Here is a 23009-nt window from a genome sequence, read left to right as displayed (position 1 = left end):
CATAATTTCCCGGAAAGCCCGGCTGTCAATATTTAATAAAAGACTTACTTTGTTAGGCTTTTTAAGCGGATACCGTTCTCGCTTGGGTCACCGGATTTGAATAAACCGGCACCCACCACACAGATGTCCACACCAGCTTGCGAGAGTTCTTTGATATTTGTATCATTGACTCCCCCATCTACTTCCAGCTCGATCGGATATGAAGAGATCAGAGACTTGACTTTTCTGATCTTGTCCATTCCCCCATCCACGAATTTCTGTCCGTAGAATCCAGGCTCCACAGTCATGATGAGTACTAGATCAATATAAGGTAGAAGTGTTTCTAACGCAGAAACTGGAGTCCCAGGGTTGAGAGAAACTCCAACTTTTGGTCCATTCTTCTTTATTTCTTGGGCTAAACGAATTGGGAAACGAGTAGTCTCTGCATGAAAAGTAATGCAGTAAGGATTTAGTTCATAGTATTTCGGGACATGATTCTCAGGCTTTTCCACCATTAGGTGAACGTCCAGTGGGATCTGGGTCATTGCTTTGATCTCTTTATTGACCGCTTCTCCGAAGCTGATCTGAGGCACAAAGTTTCCGTCCATCACGTCCATATGGACTAGGTCTATTCCTTCTTTTTTAAAATTAGGAACAGTATTTGCGAGTGCTGTAAGTTGGGTGGCTAGGATAGAAGCAGAGATTTTCAAAATTCGTTCTCGTAGTCTTTGGATTTTACTTTCGAACCTTTGTCGTCCAAAAGAACCAGTGTCACGTCTCCTGTTCTGTAAAAGACAGTCTGGATTTTTTCTCCCTCTTGGTAAGTAGTAGGAGCGCTGATTTCCACTTGTTTGGTTTCGTCGTTTTGATCTTTTACGATTAAAGAATAAGTCCCGTTTTCAGGAGCTTCATACACGAAACTTTCGTATCCGCTTTCTACCCTATCTTCCGGCTCGAAATAAAATACCTTAAATTTGTATTCATTTCCTATTTTTTGGACAGATTCAATCTTTCCGTTATCAGGGCGAAATTTGGTAATAACCACTTCTGCTTTGGAAGAAATTTTTGCTCTTACCAATGCTCTTTGCGCGAATGCAAAAGAATCACCAGGCTTAAAATCTAATCCTGCCTGAGGCTCCCCTTCTTTTTTCTTGGTAGAAGGTTTGGTAACCAGTAAGAATACTTTTTCACCTGCGGTGATATTTTTGCCAGCTTCCGGAATTTGATCAACTACAGTGTCAGGTTGTTCTCCTTCTTTCACTTCCACATAGGTGATCCCGCCAAGTGTTAGAGAAACGTAAGTTTCTCCCGAGAGAACTTTTTCCATGGAGTTTTTAGCGGAGACCAAACTTTGCCCTTTAAGGTTAGGCATATCGATTCGGTCTAAACCAATATTGACTGTAAGAGAAACTTTGGAACCTGCTTCCACTTCTCTTCCAGGACGAATGGATTGGTAGATAATAATTCCATCAGTTTTGTCCGGATAACGTTTTGACTCCAATCTGACTTTCAACTGGAGACGCATTAATTCGTTATGGACTTCGTTGTACGGTTTGCCTACCACATCAGGCATTACTACCATGGTGGAGCTTTTAGTACGAACGAATACAACTAAGAAGGCGGCTATGAAGAAGACTACTAAGCCGAATGCGATGAAAAAAAAGTAACCCCCGATAGGGAGATATTTAGAGCGGAGTTCTTCCTTGGTCACTCGAAACGATCCTCGTCCGAAATACGGAAACCGTTCATGAAATCTGCCACAGTCATTCTGTTTTTATTTTCCGGTTGAACGGAAAGGATTTCTAAGAAACGGCCATCTCCACACTGGAAAAGAAGGGCCTTTTTGTCCATTCGTTTCAATTTGCCTACCTGGATAGACGTTTCAGAAAAATCTACAGGTTTTGTTTTCCATAAAACTAAACGTTTGCCTCTGAAACTGCAATATCCGCCCAGATCCGGACTTAAAGCACGAATTCGATTATGTACTTCCATCGCTGAAAGTTTTAGATCCAGGATTCTATCTTCTGCCTGGATTTTAGTACAATAAGTTGCCTTGGAATGATCTTGAGGACTAGCCTCGAAAGATGAAGTTCTAGGCCCTTTTAAAAGTGGGATTAAACTTTGGATCCCTGCCTGGGTAATCTTTTCCATAAGAGATCCGGTATCATCTTCTAAATCCACAGTCACTTCTTGGATGCGAATAATATCTCCTTCATCCATTTTTTCCCCCAGATATTGGATGCTGATCCCGGATTTAGTATAACCTTTCCAAAGAGAAGTTTGGACTGGGGAAGCACCTCTCAAATCCGGAAGAATGGACCCATGTAGGTTGATGGAACCGAATTTAGGATGAGAAAAAATTTCTTTAGGAAGAATAGAACCGTATGCAAACACTACGTAAAGTTCTGCGTCGAACTTGGACAAGTTTTGAAGTGCTTCTTCCTTTTCCTTCTTTATGGATTCGTATTGGAATACGGGAAGATTTGCTGTAAGTGCTACTTCTTTTACAGGACTTGGAACGAGAGTTTTACTTCTTCCTTTAGGACGATCCGGATTTGTAACTACGAATTGTACTTGGATCTCAGGCTCTTGTAATAGCGCCTGCAATAGTTTGGCAGAAGGTTCCGGGGTTCCAAAAAATGCGATTTTCATCAGACAAGATCCAATGGATCAAAATCCAATTCCAGGTAAACGTTTTTAGAAATTTTAAGAGGTCTGATCTCTTTTTTTAGGATCTCTCTCCATTTATTCTGCACAGTCGTTTTGATTAGTATATGATTCCTGAAATTCGCATCTATTTTATAAAAAGGACAAGGAGCCGGACCTAAAACAACTGTGTTTGGTTCTGGTAAATACTTTTTCAAAACTTGATGAACTTCTTCGATCGTTTTGAGAGAAAGATTTTCATCCTTGGATCTGGATAAGATACGTACTAAACGAGAGAATGGCGGATAAAAAAGTTCCTCTCTTGTTTTGATCTCCGATTCATAAAATCGAATATAGTCTTGGTCCAATGCCATTCGGATGATCGGATGATCTACAGTATTTGTTTCGATCAAAACTTCTCCCGCTAGATCGGATCGCCCTGCTCTTCCCGCCACTTGGGTCAATAGAGAAAATACCCTTTCTCCAGCTCTGAAATCGGGAAGCCCCAAACCAATTCCTGCATTCAGAACTCCTACAAGAGTCACTCGGGCCGCATCTAAACCTTTGGAGATCATCTGTGTACCGGTGAGAATATCTATCTCTCCGTCCACCAATCTTCCGATCACGTCAGTAAGAACACTTTTATCCTGGATAGAATCTTGGTCTAAACGTTCTACTTTTGCCCCAGGGAAAGTTTCTAAAAGGAATTCTTCCAGTTTTTGGGTGCCCGTTCCCATCATTACAAGTTTTTCTCCCAGTTTAGATTCTAATCTTTGGAGAGAATCTGAAAATCCGCAGAGATGACAGATAACGGTACCTTTTTTATGATAACATAGATGAGATGTACAATTTGGACATGGGATATATGTTTTTTCTTTTTCTGAATAGATGAGAGGACTGTATCCTCTTCTGTTTAGAAGTAGAATGACTTGTTCTTTTTTATCCAACCTCTGCTTGATCGCAAATGTAAGTTCCGACCCAAGAAGTCTTGCGTCTTTTTTGTTTTCTTCGATCCGGACTGTAGGCGGTTTAGCTGTTCCAGGTCTTTTGGTAAGGACTTGCAGTCCAATCTTACCGGTTTTTGCTAGATGATACACTTCTAAAGAAGGAGTTGCTGATCCTAAAACTAATACCGCTTTATTCTGCCTGCATCTTTGTAATGCAACCTGTCTTGCATGATATCTTGGTGTGGAATGTTCTTTAAAAGAACCGTCATGTTCTTCGTCTATGATGACGAGTCCCAAATTTGAGATGGGTGCGAATACTGCGGATCTTGTTCCTACAGCGATCCTTTTTTTACCTTGTAGAAGGTCCGTATATGCTTTGAATCTTTCTGAGACCTTTAAGGCAGAATGTAATAATGCGATCTGTCCGGGAAAGACTGCTTCTAATTTGCGAATAATATGATAGGTAAGACCGATCTCAGGAACTAATAACAAAACTCCTTTGTTTGAGTTTTGTAGTATATCACGGATCAAATGTAGATATACTTCTGTTTTTCCGCTTCCGGTGATCCCGAATAAAAGATGGATAGAATCTTTTCCAAAATCCGATTTTATGTTTTGGTAAGCTCTTTCTTGTTCTTCGTTTAATTTAAACGGTTCGGAAGCGGAGATATTCTCGTTAAGTTTTACTTTAGAATGTCTTCTCCCGGAAGGGATCATCTTGTGGATACATTCCCCCAGAGAAGCAAGGTATTGTTCTTTTACCCAATATGCGAGCTCAATCTGCTCTTCGTTGATAACTGGAGTTTTGTCTATGACCCGATCTACTTGCAAAACTTCGTAGCTTGGTTCATTATGATGTAAGGATAATACGATCCCTTCTTCTTTTCTTCCTCTAAGTTTTGTTTCTACCCTCATTCCAACTTGAGTGCCTGGAGGTACCTCGTAGGTGAACGTGTCTTCTAAGATAGGAAGATCAAAGGCTAGTTCTGCGTATTGGATCAAATTTTTTCTTTAATCTCCTGATGAAAGATCCCAAGTTGAGATAGGATACTTTCTTTGACTTCTATTTCCTTCTTCTTAGCATCCTGGAATTCCGGAGAATCTGCCTTGCTGGACTTTCTTTTTTGTTCTACCGCCAAGATCGCTTCAGGAGATCGAAGCACTACCATCGGAGTCCCAGGTTGGAATTCCAAAGTTTTTCCCATTTGTTTGAGTGCTTCTTCTTTTCCAAAATATAGGGTTGCTGCGGCACCTAGAAGTATAATTCCTTGGATCCCTTCTTCTTGTATGGTTTCTAATACTTGGACTTTGCAGTTATGGGCTCTTCTTTTCCAATCTTCTTCATTAGATCTATCTTGGGAAAATAAACATCCTGGAAATTCTTGGAAATAGAACTCCTTCATCGTAAATCCGAATACTTTTTGGATCATTCTATCGAATACGTCTTCTGCTTCGTTTGTTCTGAAAATTTTTAAAGGAGAAGTTTTTACATAAGATTCTTTACCGGAAATAGTTTCCCCAGTATAATGAAGTACTAATATTTTCTTTCTGCCTCTGATGATAAAATGACGAACTGCGCTAAGTCGATCCGAACATAATTTACAGGAGAAGTTTCTGTCTTCTTTTTTAGGAGGGATCCTCATTTGGACCCCTGGTACAGAAGTCTCTTTTTCCTTTTTAGATCCTAAAGAAGACCAGGCCCAAGAATCTTTCCATTCCAGGTCCATATCTTGCGGATCTTTTTCACCCTGTCTGCGTATGATCGGGAATTCTCCATTTTGGACTAAAAATTTGAAGTCCTGAAGAATTCCTTTTAGTTCCTGAAATATTCCAGGCTTAGTCATGGATATCGTCCGCCTGTATTCCTAAGGATTTCATTTTTCTGTATAAATGAGATCTTTCTATTCCGAGAGCCTTGGAAGTTTTGGAAACATTTCCTTCGTTTGTCTGTAATGTTTTTAGAATATATTGTTTTTCGAATTCTTCTTTCGCCTTTTTGAAGTCCCCTTTTTCCACCAGATCATTCGCTTTTACGAAGCCAGTCATGGAGTCCTTCACGTCTTGAGCGCGGATAATATCGCTTACAGTCATGATACAAAGTCTTTCGATCACGTTCTTAAGTTCTCTGATATTCCCTGGCCAGAAATGGTTTTCTAAGATGGAAACCGCTTCCTTTTCTATAATTTTAGGAGTTAGATTATTTTCTGCGATTGTTTGTCTGACGTAATGATCTACAAGTAATGGAATATCGGATTTGCGATCTCTTAATGGAGGAATTACGATCGGGATCACATTCAATCTATAATAAAGATCTTCTCTGAATTTCCCTTCTTTAATTGCTTCTTCTACTGGGATGTTTGTAGCAGCGATCACCCTAACATCTACGGAAACTTGTTCTGTACTTCCCAATTTTTCAAATCTTTGTTCTTGTAGGATACGAAGAACTTTTGCCTGGGTGGACAAAGACATATCACATATCTCGTCCAAAAACAAGGTGCCTCCATTTGCAGCCTCGAATTTTCCGATCCTAGTGTCAGTTGCACCCGTAAAAGCACCTTTTACGTATCCGAAAAGTTCCGATTCTATTAAGTCTTCAGGAAGAGCAGCACAATTGACCTCTACGAACGGTTGGTCTTTCCTTTTAGAATTTTTGAATATAGTTTTGGCGACTAATTCTTTGCCCGTTCCATTTTCTCCATAAATAAAAACTCTAGCGTTTGTAGCAGCTGCTTGAGCTATGGAGAATTTCACTTTTTGGATTGCAGGAGAATTTCCTAAAATTTCATCAGATTCCAATTTGATTTCCGGAGCTTCTGACTTTTCGGAATATACAAGCGCTTCTTCTACTGCTTCTAATACTTTTGCGATGGACAATGGTTTTTCTAAGAAGTCTAATGCACCTTTTTTGGTAGCTTGTACTGCAAGTTCTATTGTTCCATGTCCAGAGATCATGACCACTGGGACTGTCGGATAAATTTTTTTGATCTCATCTAAGATGATTAATCCATCTTCATTTCCGAGCCACACATCTAATAAAACAAGGCTTGGCCTTTCTATCTTTAGATGTTTTAGGAAGTTTTTGCCGGAAGAAAATTGTTCCACTTCGTAATTCTCATCTTCCAAAATATCTTGGAGAGATTTGCGGATTTCCGGTTCATCGTCTACTATGAATATTCTCATCTAAGCTACGGGAAGTTCTATCCTAAATTTACATCCGCCTAATTCGGATGAGTCCACGGAAATATGACCGTTATGATCGATCACCGTTTTTTGAACGATTGCAAGCCCTATCCCGGAAACATGTTCGTCTTTAGTGGAATAATAAGGCTCGAAAATCTTAGGTCTGTATTCTTGAGAAATTCCGATCCCATTATCCTCTACAAGTAAAACCACTGATCGTCTCATGATCCTTTTTTCTAATACGGTAGAAATCCGGACTTTTCCTTGGGAAAATCCGGAGTCGCCGCTTTGCCTTCTCTTTTCTATGGCTTCCACCGCATTTTTGAAAAGATTGTTCATGATCCCTAAAAACAGTTTTTTGTCCAAAAAGATTTCAGGCAAATTTTTTGCGAAGTTGAGTTCAATTTGGATGCCTGGTGTGTGTTCGAAAAGTTTCGCACTTTCTAAGACTACCGGTTCCAAATGTTGGTTGATCAACCTAGGTGCAGGCATTCTTGCAAACTCAGAGAATTCGTTTACTAGATGTTCTAAAATTTTTACCTGACCGACTATGGTTTCGCTTCCCTTGGTTACGATCTCTTGGAATTCTTCAGGGACATCCGAGTTCAATTTTCTACGTATTCTTTCCGCAGAAAGTTGGATCGGAGTCAGAGGATTTTTAATTTCGTGAGCCATTCGCTGAGCTACTTCTTTCCAAGCTGCGATCCTTTGGGTATGCATTAGCTCTTCATTTTTGGATTTTAGATCTTTCACCATTTGGTTAAAAGATTCTACTAATGCACCGATCTCACCTCCCTCTGTTAGTGGAAGATTGATATCTGTATCTCCTAAGGAAACTTTTTGAGTAGCGTTGGCAAGATCTATGATAGGCCTTGAAATTTTCCTGGCAAATACAAGTGAGAAGAATATAGAAAGTAAAAATGCAAATACGGTCAATAATGTAATAGTAAGCCTGACTTCATAAGGAAGTTTTTCCTTTGTTAAGTCGGCAGTTATATAATTTTTTCTGGTATTGATAAAAGAATAAGCTCTGGACTCTTCTCCTTGAAAAACGCGTTTTCCTAATATCAAAAATTTTGCCGGATTAGATGAATCTATTTTAAGTAGGTAAAATCCTAAATTTTGATTTAATGCCAATCTTTCCGAAATGTTTTCTTCTTTCCCGAGGCTTGTAAATTCTTCCGGAGAAATCGTTAATTTTAAGGATCTATTCTCGAGTGTAGGAACATTATTCTCATACCATCCCACATAATAATTCGGATTAGAGATTAGATCTAATTCATTCGCACGGTTCGTAAGTAAGTTCGGATTTGGGTTTTGCCTTTGGACAAGATTCCTGAATAATTTAGCTTTTTCTAATAGGTTATTTTTTTCAAGATCCAATTCTTTTCTGACAAAATGATCTCCAGCTTCTAGAGCTTGGGCAATATCCAAACCGTAAAATCCTTCGAATACTCTTCCGATTACATTGGAGGTAAGCAAAAATACAGGGAAAGAAGGAAGCATTGCTATAAATAAAAAGGAAAGTGAAAGTCTATATCGGATGGAACTTTTAAGCCTTCCAGTTTCTAAATTCCTACGATTCCTATAAAAATAAGAAAGGATCAGGAATAGTACGACTAAAGGAACCGTATAATATACATAGATCAGTATTCGATCTACTATATCTATATTTTCCGAATTCCGAAAATGAATTAGCTCAGCCGCGAGTACTGCTAAAGAGATCACTCCGGATAAAATTAGGAAATCTCGAAGATAATATCGATTTTCCTCCTCGACCCGGAATGGAAACCATTTCATATCGCAAAATCGCCTTCCACTAGTTTGGCCAATGCATCTGCTGCTTCTTCTTCCCCAACACCTTCTGTTTTGATGGAAAATTCCTGGCCGGGTGCTAATGCCAACATCATGAGTCCCATGATACTTTTGCCGTTCACTTCCACTCCATCTTTGGAGACCAGGACTTCACAGGAATATTTTGCGGCACAATTCACAAAGACAGAGGCGGGACGGGCATGCATCCCTGCGCCGTTTTCGTTAATTTTGAGGTGGATTTCTTTCAACTTTTCCTTGCTGTAGATAAATATTTAGTTTTTGGCTGAATTCCGCCGCTGCATTCTTTCCTAGTTTTTTCAACCTTTGGTTCATTGCAGCGGTTTCTACGATGATAGGAATATTTCGTCCTGGACGAACCGGAAGTTTGATCAAAGGAATATTGACTCCGAGAACTTCTTCCGTTCTGTTTTCAAGCCCAGTACGATCGAATTCTTTTTCTTCAGTCCATTCTTCCAGATGAATGATCAATTCTATGAGTTTATGATCTCGAACTGATCCAATCCCGAATATATCCTTTATATTCAAAATTCCTAATCCTCTTATCTCCATATGGTGACGAAGAAGATCGGAACAAGTTCCGATTAGGTAACTTTCGGAGAGTCTTCTGATCTCGACCATATCGTCGGCGACTAGACGGTGCCCTCTTTCTATAAGTTCAAGAGCTGTTTCACTTTTTCCCACACCACTTTTACCGGATAGAAGTATCCCAATCCCGAATACTTCGATCAGAACTCCATGCCTCATGGTTCTAGGTGCGAGACTCCTATCTAAAATTTGAGAGATAAGAGTAATGAATTTATGGGTAGAAACATCCGAACCTAATAATGGAATATTCAAACGATCGCAGTATTCTACAAAAATAGGAGGAGGAACATTTCCATGGGTAAATATGATACAATTCAAATGAAAATGGAAAAAATCAGCGGCGAGTTTTTCCATATCCTCACCTTCTTTAGAGGTGATATACGCCCATTCTCCTTTTCCAAAAATTTGGATACGATCATGAGCAAAACTTTCATAAAATCCTGTGAGTGAAAGACCGGGCCTATTGATCTCGGAGCTATGGATCCGATTTTGGAGTCCGTTTTCTCCTGCGATTAGTTTTAAACCTAATTCAGGATGGTCTTTCAGAATATTGGATACATTGATTCCTGGAACGGACATGAGTTACCTTGCTTCCAGAGATTTTACTTTTTTTCTTTGGTTTGACGGTAGAATTTTCAGTATTTTTCGGTACTTTGCCACAGTTCTTCTGGCGATCTCTATCCCTTTACTTTCTATTTTTTCCACTATGTCCTGATCGGATAATGGGTTTTCGGGATCTTCTTCTTTTACTAGATTACGTATAATATCATGAATTGTTTTAGATGATTCCATTCCACCTTCGGAACTTTTGGATTTTAATCCGGAAGAGAAAAACCATTTTAATTCTAAAATTCCCCAGGAAGTTTGTACATACTTATTAGAAGTGATACGAGAGACTGTGGATTCGTGAAGGTCCAATCTTTCTGCGATATCTTTCAGAGTAAGAGGTTTTAAAAATCTCACTCCCTTGCGAAAAAATTCGGTTTGTAGTTCTATAATTGCTGAGACAACTCTATACAAGGTTTGTCTTCTTTGGTTTACTGATCGGATTAACCATTCTGCAGAATTTAGTTTTGTGGAGATATACTCCTTGTCGGAATCCTTAGCACCGGCTCCTTTTTTGAGCATTCCTTTGTATTCTTTATTGATTTTTAATTTAGGAAGCCACTCATCATTTAGTAATATACTAAACTCACCTTCTATTTCCCTGATAATAACGTCTGGAACAATATAATCCGGTTTTTGAGGAGTGTATAATGTTGCGGGGAACGGCTCCAGTTTTTTGATCTCGGCAGCCATTGCCTCTATGGATTCTACAGGAAGACCCATCTTCTTTGAGATCCCCTTATAATCCAGTTTTTCCAGATCTTTTAGATAGTTTTGGATAAGATCGTGTAAATTTTTATCTTCCGGTTTTAGGATCTTTGCTTGGATATATAATGTTTCCTGAATGCTTCCGGCACCTATTCCAAGTGGATCTAATTGATGGATCTGTTCTAAAACTTTTTTGATCGTTTTGGCGGAAACTCCTATTTCAGTGGCAAGTTCCGTTTGGGTTTGTGAAATAAACCCTCTATCGTCCAGCATAGAGATCAAAATTTCCGCGATCTCCATTTCTTTTCCTTTTAAGGAAGAGATCCTAAGTTGCCAGAGTAAATGATCTGAAAGTGATTGAGTATTCGGAGATGATTCGATGTATTTTTGGTTTCTGTCAGAAGCATCTGTGCCTCGATACTGAGGTTTGTCTAAACTGAAAGAATCCTGCCAACCCTGATCCGAGTTTTTAAGAAAGTCGTTCTTCTCTTTTCTTTTTAAATCATCTACTGAATAAAGTTCCGGGCTTTTACTTCTTTCAGAGCCGGGCTCTTCTTCTAGCATCGGATTTTCAATCAGTTCGGCACTGATCCTATCAGCGAGTTCCAAAGTAGACAAAGGCAAAAGCTCTATCGACTGACGCAAATCCTGCGTCATGACAAGCTTCTGTGTCTGCTTCTGTACTAACTGATGGTTCAGATTCACAGCTTGAAGTCCTCTCCTAGATACATTCTCTTCGCTTCTTTATCGTTCACGAGTTCTTTAGGAGTTCCCGCAATTAGTATCCGACCGCTATGCATGATATATGCTCTATCCGTGATCTTTAATGTTTCTCGAACATTATGGTCGGTGATTAAGATGCCTAGTCCCTTCTTCTTTAAACTATTTATAACAGTTTGAATATCTTTAACAGCTATAGGGTCAACCCCTGCGAACGGCTCGTCAAGAAGGATAAAATCCGGATTTGTGACTAAGGCTCTAGCGATTTCGCATCTTCTTCTTTCCCCGCCGGAAAGAGTAAAACCTTTTTGGTTAGCGACTCGCATAATTTGTAATTCTAACAGTAGTTCGTCTCTTCTGCGAATGATTTCTGATCTGGGAATGTTCAGAGTTTCTAAGATGGCTTCTAAATTTTCTGCGACTGTAAGTTTTCTGAAGATAGAAGCTTCTTGTGCAAGATAACCTACTCCAAGTTTTGCTCTAGTGTGCATTGGAGCTTCCGTTACGTCTTGGTCGTCTATGAATACATGACCCGAATCCGGTTTTACGAAACCGACAGACATATAGAAGGAAGTAGTTTTTCCGGCACCGTTCGGGCCTAGTAGACCTACTACTTCTCCTTTGCGAACATCGAAACTGACTCCATCTACAACCTTACGCTTATTGTATATTTTGATTAAGTTTTGGCACCGGATCCTTTGTCCCATTATGTAAGCCTAATTTCCTAAATGGACTCCTTCTGTCAGAATTGATCTTCCTTCTCTTGGATAAAAGACGATTTTTCCTGCTCTTAGGATCTTACCACTTCGATTAATCCTAGGATTTCCTTCTAAAAGTACGGATTCGTCGTTTTCAAAATAAGTGGCGTATTCTCCCTGCGCCTCTGTGGACTTGGATTTGATCCAGATATTTCCTCGGATCACTGTTTCTTTTTGGTCCAAGAAACGTTCAAACTCTTGAGCAGTGATTGTGCTTGTTACCTGATCGGAATTTTTGTCTAAAAATTCCATTTTACCTTCATCAGTTAGGTGAAGATAGTTCTCATTCCTAAAATAATCGAATACGTTACCCGAAAGAAGAAGATTATTCTCTCTATCATGCACTTTTATATTCTTTCTAGCCTTGATGATATGAGAATCTCTTCCTACTGATTCAATATTATCTGAAGTGATTTTCATATCCTTTCTTAAGACTGTTGCATTTCCACTGATCATAACCGTCCGGTCATTTTCTTCGTTCGGGCGACTTTCTATTTTATCCCCTTTTAGGATGGTGAGAACCGTTTGTTTTTTCTCATTTCCTTCCGGATCTTTTTTGGTCTCTTCAGAAGATTGGAATAGTACAGTGTTTTCTTCTAAAAGTATCCTGCTTTCATTTGTGTAGAAGGATAATTTTTTTCCACTCAGGTATCTGTTCTTGGAAATTAAGATCGGGTTAGGATCAGTAGTGATCAAATGTTCTGATTCTTTAAAAACCGCTTCCGCACAAAATATAGTAACTTCGGGATGATTTACGATCACTCCACCATGTAATTTAGTGATCTTAGTACTTAATTCTCTATCAATTTGTTTTGCAGATATAACTGTGGTTTTGCCGGTTTTATCCCGGAAACTAAGCCTTGGCCTTTCTTTGATATAGACCATTTCGGAGTATTTATCATATTCTCCTACACCTGCTCTCATCACCGTTCCGTTTTCCTGGTCTTCTATATGTACACCGTTCTTTAAAAAAGCCTTATAGGCTTCTTTTCCGAAAACCTCGATCCGGTTTGCGCCCAATTTAACTTTTTTATGCTGGATCCAGGCTCCACCCTCTAAACTGAATATTGTAACTTTGAGGCCTTGGACTTCTCTATCTTCTTGAGTTAATGCGTTTGCTCCCCAAAATGTAGGAAAACTTTCCTTACGCTTTGGATCTGCTTCTCCGATTCCCTGGAAACTTTTTGGATCTAATGTTTCCGCTGAAAATAAAAGCGGAGGTCTAGAGTGAGATCCCAAATGTATTGGGAGAAAAAATAATAGATAGAATAGAACTAGGATACGTTTCATTTTTCTTTAGGTGAAGAAGAATTGAGAGGATTAGAGCCGCCTTGTGTGATCGCACTCGGTCTTAAAATTGTGAACTTGTTCAGATCTTTGTCCGCTCTAAGACCGACTCCTCTAATATGAGTTCCATTTGCATCTATCACAACTTCCTCATTGGAACTGAGTTCTTTAGTTTCATCATTATAATCCAATGATTTTGCTCTCAGGGTCCTATGTTCTTCCGTTTTAAGAAGGATATTTCCGGTGAGTTTCATCAACTTTTTGACCTGATTGATCTCTCCCTTCTCTCCGGTAAGCCTGGACTTGAACTTTCCATCCTCATATTGGTCGAAATTGATCCCATACAGAACGTATCTTTTTTCGTCAGCGTAAAGATATGCTTCTTCCGCTTTCAATTTCCATAATATGGTTCCGTTCCCATCATATTGGTCTTTTGCAAAATTTTTGAAAGAAACAGTGGAGCCCTTTTCTTTTTCTTCTTCTACACGAGTGTATTTAGCATCCGATTTTCCACCGGAATAGAAGAAAAGAACTAGGAATAAAATCGCTAGTCCTACTCCAAGCCCCGGACCGTATTTTCTAGCGGTTTCCGGGTCTATTTTGAGTAGAGTGAGTATGCGGGAATACAAGGCTATATCGATTAGCGGTTTAGGATTTCCTGTTTTACGTAACGGTCTAAACCGACCAATTCCTTTAATAAGGATTTAATTTCAGAAAGAGGATACTGAGTGGTAGCGTCAGAAAGTGCCTTTGCAGGATCAGGGTGCACTTCCATAAAGATACCTTCTATCCCGAGAGCTACGGCACTTCTTGTCATACTTGGGATATATTCTCTTTGTCCTCCTGTAATATTTCCGGCTGCTCCAGGCAATTGTGCGGAGTGAGTAGCATCGAATACCACTGGAATATCATAACTATGTAATATAGGGACAGTTCTTCCGTCGAATACCAAATTCCCGTAACCGAATGTGGTCCCTCTTTCGGTAACCATATACTTTTCGGAACCGGATTCTTGGATTTTAGTTTTGATATGTCTACAATCAGAAGGAGCTAAAAATTGTCCTTTTTTGACATTCACCCATTTTCCGGTTTTAGCGGATTCTGCGATCAAGTCAGTTTGTCTGCTTAAGAATGCCGGGATTTGATACATATCGATCACATCTGCGAGAGGACCAACTTGAGTTGTCTCATGGATATCAGTTAACACAGGAACATTAAATTTTTTCTTAATATGTTCTAAGTGTTTGATCCCTTCCGTAAGTCCTGGGCCTCTATAAGAAGAAACAGAAGAACGATTTGCTTTGTCGAAACTACTTTTGAAAACATAAGGGATGCCGAGTTCTGTGGTGATCTCTAACATCTCTGCGCAGACTTTTTCGAGTAAGTCTCTATTTTCCATCACACAAGGACCTGCGATCAGGAAGAATGGATTCTTTCCTCCTATCTTCTTACCGCTTAAAAAATCCCTTTCTTGGGCAGTTTTATCGCTCATTATGCCTTCCTTGCAAATTTGACCGCAGCACGGATAAATCCGGCAAATAATGGATGCGGTTTTGTAGGTTTTCCAGTGAATTCAGGATGGAACTGAACGCCTATAAACCAAGGATGTTCCGGAATTTCTACAATTTCAATCAGGTTTTCATCCGGAGAAATACCAGAAAGGATCATTCCTTTCTCTTCGAATCTTTGTTTGTATTTGTTGGTAAACTCGAATCTATGTCTATGTCTCTCATAGATCAGCTCTTGTTTATATTCAGAAAAGGCCAAAGTGTTCTTTTTAATCTTACAAGGATAAGAACCTAAACGCATAGTTCCACCCATCTGATCAATATCCATCTGCTCTTCAATAAGGGAGATTACTGGATCTGGAGAGTCAGGTCTGAACTCAGTAGAGTTTGCATCTTTTAGGCCAAGGACATTTCTTGCGTATTCGATCACTGCACATTGCATACCTAAACAAATCCCGAAGAATGGAATTCCTTTGGTTCTTGCATATTGGATTGCCGCGATCTTACCTTCGATCCCTCTGTCCCCGAATCCACCTGGAACTAAAACACCATGTGCTGATTTTAAAACATCCTTCACATTCGTTTTATCCAGTTTTTCAGGATCTACTTTTATAAATTCTACGTTTGCTTCGTTCGCAATTCCACCATGGGATAAACTTTCGTAAACGGAACGATATGCATCATGAAGAGAAATATACTTTCCAACCACTGCTATTTGTACGGTTTGTTTTGCGGAGTGAAGACTTTTTATGATCTTCTCCCATTCCGTAAAATTAGATTTTCCAAGTTCCAGCCCTAATGTTTTTAGAACAACTTGATCCAATTTTTCTTCTTTATACATTTTAGGAATTTCGTAAATGGAAGTACTGATATCGGAAGCAGAGATTACATTTTCTTCTTTAACGTTACAGAAGGAGGAAATTTTCCCTTTCATTTCCTTTGGCATAGGTTGGTTCACACGACAGATCAAAATATCCGGTTGGATCCCTAACGCCAAAAGTTCTTTAACAGAGTGTTGAGTCGGTTTTGTTTTTGCTTCCCCTGCTACTGTGATGGTAGGAACTAAAGTAACATGGATAAATAAAACTTGAGAAGGACCGTGCTCGTATCTCATCTGACGGATCGCTTCTAAGAATGGAATGGACTCAATGTCTCCCACTGTTCCACCGATCTCGACGATCACAAAGTCAGTTGCATTTTCTCTTGCAAGAGTATAGATCCTATTTCGGATCTCATTAGTGATATGAGGAACAACCTGGACTGTTCTTCCCAGATAATCCCCTTTTCTTTCTCTTTGGATTACGGTATTATAAATTTGTCCTGTGGAGACCGAATTCTTACGAGTAAACTTGGACTTGGTAAATCTTTCGTAATATCCAAGATCCAAATCAGTTTCTGCGCCATCTTCGGTCACATACACTTCACCGTGCTGGTACGGGCTCATGGTCCCGGGATCAATATTGATATAAGGATCCATTTTTTGAAGAGAAACGGTGTAACCCCTACTTTCCAAAAGGCATCCAAGGGCTGCAGCGGATACACCCTTACCAAGGGAGGAACAAACACCTCCGGTCACGAAAATAAATTTAGTTTTGGACAAACCGAACTCCTACCTGCTGAACAGAGTTTTCTTCAGTCTCGGAAAATCCAACTCGGAATTTCGTAGAATTGAGAAGTAAATCTAGGGTTTTTGCCGAATGCGGCGGATCAGATCCGTACTGGAAAATCCGGGAACAAAGGGTAGAATTTTAACTTCTCCACCTAATTTGCGGACAAGTGGAGTCTCAGGAAGAGCTTCCAGATCATAATCTCCCCCTTTTACGTGAATATGAGGTGCTATCTGAGAGATCAGTTCCAAAGGAGTGTCTTCCGAAAACACACTGATATAATCCACAAAGGAAAGGCAGGAAAGAAGAAGTGCCCGATCTTCTTCCGGATTTACAGGACGTTCGGGACCTTTTAATCTTTTGACGGATGAATCTGAATTGATCCCAATCCAAAGAACATCACCCAAGTCCCTCGCTTGAGAGAGATAAGTAAGATGTCCTTTATGAACTAGATCGAATACACCATTGGTAAAAACGATTTTTTGGCTAGAACGGACCTTTTGTGAAACATTCTTAGCTTCGTGAAAAGGAATAATTTTCTCAATACAAGAAGAGAAAGAAGACTTCACTGAAAACTTCCTCTTTTCTCCAGAGCTTCTAAAAGTTCTTCTAAGGAAACAGTTTCAGCACCTAGTTTACCTACCACTACTCCTGCCGCTGCATTGGAAACGATAGCCGCTTCTAACTCACCTAAACCAGCTGCCAAAAAAGAAGTATAAACTGAGATCACAGTGTCACCTGCTCCAGTTACATCGAAAACCTCTTTAGCCACAGTAGGAATATGATAGGTTTTAGATTCGGAAGAAATATAAAGGCTCATTCCTTTTTCTCCACGAGTGATCATCATAGAAGGAGAATTTAAATTTTCCGCAATCTTCTTGGCTGCTTCTTCTACTTCTGCATTTGTTTCTAATTTTTTGCCGAGAGCCTTTCCTGCCTCATGATGATTCGGGGTCATTACAGTCGCTTTCTCATATTGGAAAAAATGAGACACTTGCGGATCCACCGTTACGATTTTTTTATGCTGGACTGCTATATCGATCGATTTGCGGATGAGACTTGCAGTTAAAGTTCCCTTATCATAATCGGAAAGAACAACTGCGTCCGCTTCTTGGATGATCTTGGAAAAACTTTCTAATAATTGTTTTTCTTCCGAATCGCTTAAAGGAAATGTTTCTTCTCTATCAATACGGCAAACTTGTTGGTGACCAGCGATTACTCTAGTTTTTAGGATCGTAGGAACTTTTTCGGAACGGATAATTGTGTTTTTAGAAGAGATTGTATTTTCTGTAGAAAGAAGATCATCCAAGGTTTTGGCGGCAGAGTCATTCCCCGCTCTACCAAGCACAAAGGATTGGACTCCTAAACGTGAAAGATTTTTTACAACATTTCCCGCTCCACCCAAAGTTGTTTTTTCGTTCCTTACCCAGACCACAGGAACGGGAGCCTCAGGAGAAATTCGATTCACTTCTCCGATCAGATACTCATCTAGGATAAGATCACCTATGACTATAATTTTAGTGGTTTTTAATTTAGAAGCCGCTTCCAAATATCGCTTTTTATCTAAGTAGTACAATTTTAAACCGGTCTTACAATTTGATTTGCGTTTTCACTTCAACAGGTTAGGATAAATCCTAGGTGTCAAGAACTACAATTCCGATCTTTCCTCTTCCTGAAGTCATCTTATTTCCAGGCACATTTCTCCCTCTTCATATTTTCGAGCCTAGATACAGGATGATGCTCGATTATTGTTCCGAGTCCGGAGAAGAAATGGCGATTGCTCCTATTAAAATGGAGCCAGGTAATTTAAAAAATCCTCAACCTGAAATTGAAACTGTTTTTGGTTGGGGTACAATCGTTCGAAGAGATCCACTTCCTGATGGAAGATCCAATATCCTACTCGAAGGTAAAGGTATCGCAAAACTGGAATCTTACGATACTATGGAACCTTTTCGGATCGGGATTGTGGAAAAAATAGAACCTGATTCCAAATATATCGAAGATAAAATATTCGTAGAGATCTTCGATCGTATCTTATATCTCACTAAACGTATTCTACTTTCAGAAGGTGCGAAAGAAGAATTGATCCTCCGAATGAACGATCTTTGGTCTCATCCTTTCCCTGTGGATTTTATCTCTTCTATCCTAAATTTTAATTTTAAGAAAAAGCAGGAAATCCTTTCCAGCACAGATCAAATTCTGAAAGCGCAACTTCTTGTTGGAATTGTAGAAGAAATGAATTTAGGGGAATGAGACACAGAGTTTGAAAGAGACGCAGAGTGGGTTTCACACAGAGGCACGAAGACACGGAGGTCTTTCTATTTAGCGTTATAAAATTTCTTTGTGACTCTGTGTCTTCGTGTGAAAAATTCCTTGTGGCCTCTCCTAAGCTCTGTGTCTTAATTTATAACTTTCTTAAATACTCTGCGTGATAGAACAAAACGATCGATCCACCATTTCATTCTGATCTTATCGATCACCACTCCTCTTGTGGAAGAAGCATGGGCAAATTCTTCTCCATTTAAAACCATTCCCACATGAGTTACTTTGGATTGGTTGGGAGAAGCGGAAAAGAAAATCAAATCTCCGGATCTCATTTCATTATGAGAAACTCCAGTTCCCATTTTGGTTTGCGCACTAGAAGCACGAGATACCATTTTTTCAGGAACACCTATACGACCATCTGTCAAAACTCTGAAAGTAAATCCTGAACAATCGGTTCCGGTTTTTGCAGCATTTGCCCATTTATAAGGAGTTCCCACCCATTCTTTCGCAACCTTTTGTAGAATTGCTGCAGATAAGGTTTCCCAACTTTCCTTTGCAGGTTTGTCCGGCTCCGTGGGTTCTCCGGGTTCAGGCAGATTCGGAACTAAAGGAGGATCAGGCAAAGGTTCGATTCTTGGTCTGTCTCCAATTACAATTCCACCTACCTCTTCCAAAGAGGTTTCCACCGCACGAGCAGATGCATATTTTTGAGCAGATGCTACCTTCTCACCTTCATGCAATTTTTTTAAATTAGAAAGAAGTATATAAGATGCTCCGTCCAATTTGGAATCGAGTACTGATTTAAAAGTGGTTTCCGTTTTAGCAAAAGGGATACTTCTACCCTTTGCAGGAAATTGAGTTAGAATTTTAGAGGCTAAACGGTTTTCCGGAAAATCTACGAGTTTACCTGCAATGAGTGCTCTTCCACCTGCGAGTACCGAAAATCCGTCCCATTTTTTTTCCATGGCGGCTTCTACAAAACGGTTTCTAACTTCTTCTCTGATTCCTGCTTTTTTGGTTTCTTTAAAGTATAAACCTATATAACTAAAATCTTCTTTGGACAACTCGCGTTTGGAAACGACTGGGATTGCATCTTCTGCTTCTTCAAATGTAAGTCCTTCTTTAACTGCAAAATCCAAGTTCACTATGAGTTCTGCCGTTTTTTCCGGGCTTACACCTTCCAAAATCGCCCAAGGAATTACGTTTTTAGTAATCTTCAGCACTTCTTTGCTTCCGGCTCTTTGTCCTAATTTTTGGAAAACAGAGTTTTTGATCAGAAGTGTTTGGGATTTGTCCCAATCCGATTTGAGCAGGTCCTCGAAAGGATCTGCAGATATTGAAACGGAGAATAAAAGAAGAAGGCTAGGTAAGATCCAAATTCTCATTTTACACCATGCATCCAAGATTCTAATTTTTTACGGAAGGAAAATAAACCGATCGCTGTGATTGTAGGTAGAATGAAGAAGATCAAGAAAAACCCCGATAAAGATTCTCTTCCTCCCATGAACCTAGTCAATTCGCCTGCGAGAACATGAGCGAAGAAATTCGCTAAAAACCAAAATCCCATCATCATGGAGGCAACTTTTACGGGAGCTAGTTTCGTAACTAGGGACAGACCAACGGGTGACACGAACAATTCCCCGATTGTTAAAAGTAGAATGGAAAGAATAATCCAAATAGAGGAAAACTTTTCAGTCGATCCAAAAGTTACTATGGAAAGAAGAAGGTAACCTAATCCCAAAATGATCAGCCCTAAACAGAACTTGGTTATAGTGGATATATGCTTTCCTGATTCTTCGAATATTTTCCATATCCAAGAAACAACAAGGGCCAAACTTACAACAAAAAGTGGATTTAAAGATTGGTAATTTGCAGCAGGGATTTCCCAACCTAAAATATTTCTGTCCACATACCTGTCGATGATCAGACTTAATGAAGAACCAATCTGCTCATAGGAAGCCCAGAATGTGATCGTAATTGCAGAGAAAACCATAATCGCAAAAATTCTTTCTCTATTTTGTTTAGGATCTTCCGGTTCAGAATCTAAATCGGATCTGTTTCCATTTGCTAAGAATGCGTCTGGATTTACTCTTCTTCCTAAAAATCCAAAAATGATAAGACCAATTAACATTCCAACAGCTGCGATCCCGAACCCATAATGCCAACCTTTGTATTCAGCAAGGTTGGCACAGGCCCAGGTCCCCAAGATTGCGCCAAGATTGATCCCAAAATAGAATATAGTAAAACCGGAATCTTTTAGTTCTGGTTTCCCTTCTAATTCGTAAATCCTTCCTACAACAGTGGAGATACAAGGTTTGAAAAAACCGTTTCCTGCGATTAGAAGTCCTAATCCCAGATAAAAAGTCCAAAGTCCGTTGAAGGCCAAGGATAGATGACCAAACATCATGAGAATTCCACCAAGGAAGATGGAACGTTTATATCCTAAAAATCGATCTGCGAGTAAGCCTCCCAGGATAGGAGTCAAATATACGAATCCATTATAAAAACCGTATATTCTGCCCGCTTGAGCGTCGGGCATCAGGAGTTCTTTAGTCAAAAAAAGAACAAGAAGTGCTCTCATTCCGTAAAAAGAAAATCTCTCCCACATTTCCACGAAGAAGAGAACATATAAACCCCTAGGATGGGTTATTTGCCTTTGGCTCTGGATTTCCATTCTGGTTCCGGGATCTTAGATTCAAAATTTGCGTATCTTGCGGCTACGAATAAATGATCAGAAAGTCTATTGAGGAATCTGAGATTTTCTGCAAAGACCTCATGACCTTCTTCTTTGTAATGCACCAGGTCTCTTTCTAATCTTCTGGCCAAGGTTCTGGCAACATGTAAAAAAGAAGAAGCAGGCGATCCGCCAGGTAATATGAAATTTTTTAAAGGAAGAAGTGAATCTTGCCAAAGATCTATCTCTTTCTCTAATTCAGAAATATCCTCTTCTAGGATACAGGAAGAATCATCCTTCTTCTTATATCCTGCAAGTTCGGACCCCAATTCAAAGAGTAAATTTTGGATTCTCTCTAATGAGTCCTTTAATTTGGAATCTTTTGTTAGGAAAGAAATTGCAACTCCTATTGCGGAGTTCAATTCGTCTGCGGTCCCGTATAATTCGACCCTGGGATCTGATTTGGAGACCCTGGTCCCGGAAGCCAAGGATGTGGTTCCGGAATCTCCCTTTTTGGTATAAATTTTCATGATTCGGCCTAAATTTAGGGGACAGAATCCGAAAAAGTTCTGAAAATTCCCGCAAGAAAAGCAGTTTTAACGGAAAAAAAGTTGCGAAATAGCTAAAGTGAATGGTAGAATGAGAGTAGATTTTCCCTCTTTTGGATTATCGTCGATTCTGACTTTAGTCTTTAGGAAAAATCGTAAAAAAAATCTCCCCACAAAAATAAGGGAGTGAAATTCGCAGTGGATATCCGGGTTGCCCGGGAGGCTCTCTCCTCCTAAAAGCCCGGCTCATGGTTTGGACGGATCCAAACTCTAGCTACAGGGAGGTTGTTGATGATTATCAATCACAACATCAGTGCTCTTCGTGCGAACAACGTACTGAAGACAGTTAATCACGACCTGGACAAAACTACAGAAAAATTATCAACCGGTATGAGGATCAATCGTGCCGGTGATGATGCATTGGGATTTGCTGTTTCCGAAAGGATGCGCACCCAGATACGTGGTCTTGCCCAAGCAGAAAGAAACGTAATGGATGGAGTTTCATTCATTCAGGTTACTGAAGGTAATCTAGAACAAGTGAATAATATTCTCCAAAGATTGAGAGAATTATCCATCCAAACTTCCAACGGGATTTACTCGGACGACGATCGTAAACTCGTTCAACTGGAAGTAGACCAACTCATCGAAGAAGTGGACAGGCTGGGTAAATCCGCCGAGTTCAATAAAATTCGTCCTTTGAGCGGAGCCTACTCTAAGGATTCTAAAAATCCGATCCAGTTGCATGTTGGACCGAATCAAAACGAGAAGCTGGAAATTTTCGTGGATGCCATGAATGCAGGCGCGCTTCAATTGGAAAGTAACGGGAAAAAGCAGACTCTGTCTACTCCTGCCTCTTCTAATGCGATGATCGGTATTCTGGACAATGCGATCCAAAAGGTGAATAAACAAAGATCCGATTTAGGAGCTTATTATAACCGTTTGGAAATTACAGCAGAAGGCCTGCAGTCAAACTATATCAATATGGTTTCTGCGGAAAGCCGAGTAAGGGACGCGGATATGGCGGAACATATCGTGGACTATACCAAAAATCAGATTTTAACCAAAAGTGGTGTCGCAATGCTTGCTCAGGCAAACATGAGACCGGAACAAGTGGTAAAACTTCTGAGTGAAAGATTCGGATAAAAGGAATTTGAT

General features: G+C 39.8%; 22 protein-coding genes. 2 read left to right on the top strand and 20 right to left on the bottom strand.

The features are described 5' to 3' along the window. Window positions 1–44 precede the first annotated feature (44 nt). The 17 genes from rpe to rfaE1 all read right to left on the bottom strand — a co-directional run bounded on the left by rpe (window position 45) and on the right by rfaE1 (window position 17943). On the bottom strand, window positions 45–689 hold the full coding sequence (gene rpe / locus CH377_RS11740) for a ribulose-phosphate 3-epimerase (RefSeq protein WP_100723984.1): 645 nt from the start codon (window positions 687–689) through the stop codon (window positions 45–47). Then, a complete protein-coding gene (locus tag CH377_RS11735) occupies window positions 686–1690 on the bottom strand; it encodes a PASTA domain-containing protein (protein ID WP_100723983.1) in 1005 nt (334 codons plus the stop codon). The genes rpe and CH377_RS11735 overlap by 4 nt, the downstream gene beginning before the upstream one ends. Beyond that, entirely contained in the window at window positions 1687–2631 is a 945-nt protein-coding gene (gene fmt / locus CH377_RS11730; RefSeq protein WP_100723982.1) for a methionyl-tRNA formyltransferase, read from the bottom strand. The genes CH377_RS11735 and fmt overlap by 4 nt, the downstream gene beginning before the upstream one ends. Further along, window positions 2631–4574, bottom strand: a complete 1944-nt coding sequence (gene priA / locus CH377_RS11725; RefSeq protein ID WP_100723981.1) for a replication restart helicase PriA — start codon at window positions 4572–4574, stop codon at window positions 2631–2633. The genes fmt and priA overlap by 1 nt, the downstream gene beginning before the upstream one ends. Continuing rightward, complete coding sequence (locus CH377_RS11720; RefSeq protein ID WP_100723980.1) at window positions 4571–5416, bottom strand: hypothetical protein; 846 nt, start codon at window positions 5414–5416, stop codon at window positions 4571–4573. The genes priA and CH377_RS11720 overlap by 4 nt, the downstream gene beginning before the upstream one ends. After that, on the bottom strand, window positions 5409–6752 hold the full coding sequence (locus tag CH377_RS11715) for a sigma-54-dependent transcriptional regulator (RefSeq protein WP_100723979.1): 1344 nt from the start codon (window positions 6750–6752) through the stop codon (window positions 5409–5411). The genes CH377_RS11720 and CH377_RS11715 overlap by 8 nt, the downstream gene beginning before the upstream one ends. After that, complete coding sequence (locus CH377_RS11710; protein WP_100723978.1) at window positions 6753–8552, bottom strand: LIC_11548 family sensor histidine kinase; 1800 nt, start codon at window positions 8550–8552, stop codon at window positions 6753–6755. After that, entirely contained in the window at window positions 8549–8815 is a 267-nt protein-coding gene (locus CH377_RS11705) for an HPr family phosphocarrier protein (RefSeq protein ID WP_207797669.1), read from the bottom strand. The genes CH377_RS11710 and CH377_RS11705 overlap by 4 nt, the downstream gene beginning before the upstream one ends. Continuing rightward, complete coding sequence (gene hprK, locus CH377_RS11700) at window positions 8790–9752, bottom strand: HPr(Ser) kinase/phosphatase (protein WP_086448715.1); 963 nt, start codon at window positions 9750–9752, stop codon at window positions 8790–8792. The genes CH377_RS11705 and hprK overlap by 26 nt, the downstream gene beginning before the upstream one ends. A gap of 3 nt (window positions 9753–9755) precedes the next feature. Beyond that, on the bottom strand, window positions 9756–11192 hold the full coding sequence (gene rpoN / locus CH377_RS11695) for an RNA polymerase factor sigma-54 (protein ID WP_100723977.1): 1437 nt from the start codon (window positions 11190–11192) through the stop codon (window positions 9756–9758). Beyond that, window positions 11189–11914: an LPS export ABC transporter ATP-binding protein gene (lptB, locus tag CH377_RS11690; protein ID WP_100723976.1), complete on the bottom strand. Its 726-nt coding sequence runs from the start codon at window positions 11912–11914 to the stop codon at window positions 11189–11191. Before lptB ends, rpoN begins: the two co-directional genes overlap by 4 nt. Before the next feature lie 9 nt (window positions 11915–11923). Further along, entirely contained in the window at window positions 11924–13255 is a 1332-nt protein-coding gene (locus tag CH377_RS11685; RefSeq protein ID WP_100723975.1) for an LptA/OstA family protein, read from the bottom strand. Continuing rightward, entirely contained in the window at window positions 13252–13851 is a 600-nt protein-coding gene (gene lptC, locus CH377_RS11680) for an LPS export ABC transporter periplasmic protein LptC (RefSeq protein WP_423789949.1), read from the bottom strand. The genes CH377_RS11685 and lptC overlap by 4 nt, the downstream gene beginning before the upstream one ends. A 41-nt stretch (window positions 13852–13892) precedes the next feature. After that, entirely contained in the window at window positions 13893–14744 is an 852-nt protein-coding gene (gene kdsA / locus CH377_RS11675; protein WP_100723973.1) for a 3-deoxy-8-phosphooctulonate synthase, read from the bottom strand. Further along, entirely contained in the window at window positions 14744–16360 is a 1617-nt protein-coding gene (locus CH377_RS11670) for a CTP synthase (RefSeq protein ID WP_100723972.1), read from the bottom strand. Before CH377_RS11670 ends, kdsA begins: the two co-directional genes overlap by 1 nt. 81 nt (window positions 16361–16441) lie before the next feature. Then, a complete protein-coding gene (gene rfaE2, locus CH377_RS11665) occupies window positions 16442–16936 on the bottom strand; it encodes a D-glycero-beta-D-manno-heptose 1-phosphate adenylyltransferase (protein ID WP_100723971.1) in 495 nt (164 codons plus the stop codon). Further along, the gene (gene rfaE1 / locus CH377_RS11660) at window positions 16933–17943 is read right to left on the bottom strand and encodes a D-glycero-beta-D-manno-heptose-7-phosphate kinase (RefSeq protein ID WP_165780518.1); all 1011 of its coding nucleotides are present in this window, start codon (window positions 17941–17943) and stop codon (window positions 16933–16935) included. Before rfaE1 ends, rfaE2 begins: the two co-directional genes overlap by 4 nt. A 62-nt stretch (window positions 17944–18005) precedes the next feature. On the opposite strand from rfaE1, the gene CH377_RS11655 reads away from it, so the two are divergent. Beyond that, a complete protein-coding gene (locus CH377_RS11655) occupies window positions 18006–18620 on the top strand; it encodes an LON peptidase substrate-binding domain-containing protein (RefSeq protein WP_100723969.1) in 615 nt (204 codons plus the stop codon). 146 nt (window positions 18621–18766) lie between these two features. Here the strand turns inward: CH377_RS11655 and CH377_RS11650 are convergent, their stop codons facing one another. From CH377_RS11650 to CH377_RS11640, 3 genes are read right to left on the bottom strand one after another with little or no spacing between them, the layout of a single operon-like run. Then, the gene (locus CH377_RS11650) at window positions 18767–20017 is read right to left on the bottom strand and encodes a C40 family peptidase (protein ID WP_100723968.1); all 1251 of its coding nucleotides are present in this window, start codon (window positions 20015–20017) and stop codon (window positions 18767–18769) included. Then, window positions 20014–21306: a peptide MFS transporter gene (locus tag CH377_RS11645; RefSeq protein WP_100723967.1), complete on the bottom strand. Its 1293-nt coding sequence runs from the start codon at window positions 21304–21306 to the stop codon at window positions 20014–20016. Before CH377_RS11645 ends, CH377_RS11650 begins: the two co-directional genes overlap by 4 nt. Continuing rightward, complete coding sequence (locus CH377_RS11640; RefSeq protein ID WP_100723966.1) at window positions 21279–21836, bottom strand: cob(I)yrinic acid a,c-diamide adenosyltransferase; 558 nt, start codon at window positions 21834–21836, stop codon at window positions 21279–21281. The genes CH377_RS11645 and CH377_RS11640 overlap by 28 nt, the downstream gene beginning before the upstream one ends. A 309-nt stretch (window positions 21837–22145) precedes the next feature. On the opposite strand from CH377_RS11640, the gene CH377_RS11635 reads away from it, so the two are divergent. Continuing rightward, window positions 22146–22997, top strand: a complete 852-nt coding sequence (locus CH377_RS11635) for a flagellin N-terminal helical domain-containing protein (protein ID WP_100723965.1) — start codon at window positions 22146–22148, stop codon at window positions 22995–22997. Window positions 22998–23009 lie beyond the last annotated feature (12 nt).

It is taken from the genome of Leptospira haakeii, from assembly GCF_002812045.1.
Taxonomy (GTDB): domain Bacteria; phylum Spirochaetota; class Leptospiria; order Leptospirales; family Leptospiraceae; genus Leptospira_B; species Leptospira_B haakeii.
This window is presented reverse-complemented; position numbering and strand designations above follow the sequence as displayed.

Excerpts from the sequence above, each read along its gene's own strand:
- fmt (WP_100723982.1), bottom strand. The coding sequence starts at position 2,631 with ATGAAAATCGCATTTTTTGGAACCCCGGAACCTTCTGCCAAACTATTG.
- CH377_RS11720 (WP_100723980.1), bottom strand. The coding sequence starts at position 5,416 with ATGACTAAGCCTGGAATATTTCAGGAACTAAAAGGAATTCTTCAGGAC.
- CH377_RS11715 (WP_100723979.1), bottom strand. The coding sequence starts at position 6,752 with ATGAGAATATTCATAGTAGACGATGAACCGGAAATCCGCAAATCTCTC.
- CH377_RS11710 (WP_100723978.1), bottom strand. The coding sequence starts at position 8,552 with ATGAAATGGTTTCCATTCCGGGTCGAGGAGGAAAATCGATATTATCTT.
- hprK (WP_086448715.1), bottom strand. The coding sequence starts at position 9,752 with ATGTCCGTTCCAGGAATCAATGTATCCAATATTCTGAAAGACCATCCT.
- lptB (WP_100723976.1), bottom strand. The coding sequence starts at position 11,914 with ATGGGACAAAGGATCCGGTGCCAAAACTTAATCAAAATATACAATAAG.
- CH377_RS11685 (WP_100723975.1), bottom strand. The coding sequence starts at position 13,255 with ATGAAACGTATCCTAGTTCTATTCTATCTATTATTTTTTCTCCCAATA.
- kdsA (WP_100723973.1), bottom strand. The coding sequence starts at position 14,744 with ATGAGCGATAAAACTGCCCAAGAAAGGGATTTTTTAAGCGGTAAGAAG.
- CH377_RS11650 (WP_100723968.1), bottom strand. The coding sequence starts at position 20,017 with ATGAGAATTTGGATCTTACCTAGCCTTCTTCTTTTATTCTCCGTTTCA.
- CH377_RS11645 (WP_100723967.1), bottom strand. The coding sequence starts at position 21,306 with ATGGAAATCCAGAGCCAAAGGCAAATAACCCATCCTAGGGGTTTATAT.
- CH377_RS11640 (WP_100723966.1), bottom strand. The coding sequence starts at position 21,836 with ATGAAAATTTATACCAAAAAGGGAGATTCCGGAACCACATCCTTGGCT.
- CH377_RS11635 (WP_100723965.1), top strand. The coding sequence starts at position 22,146 with ATGATTATCAATCACAACATCAGTGCTCTTCGTGCGAACAACGTACTG.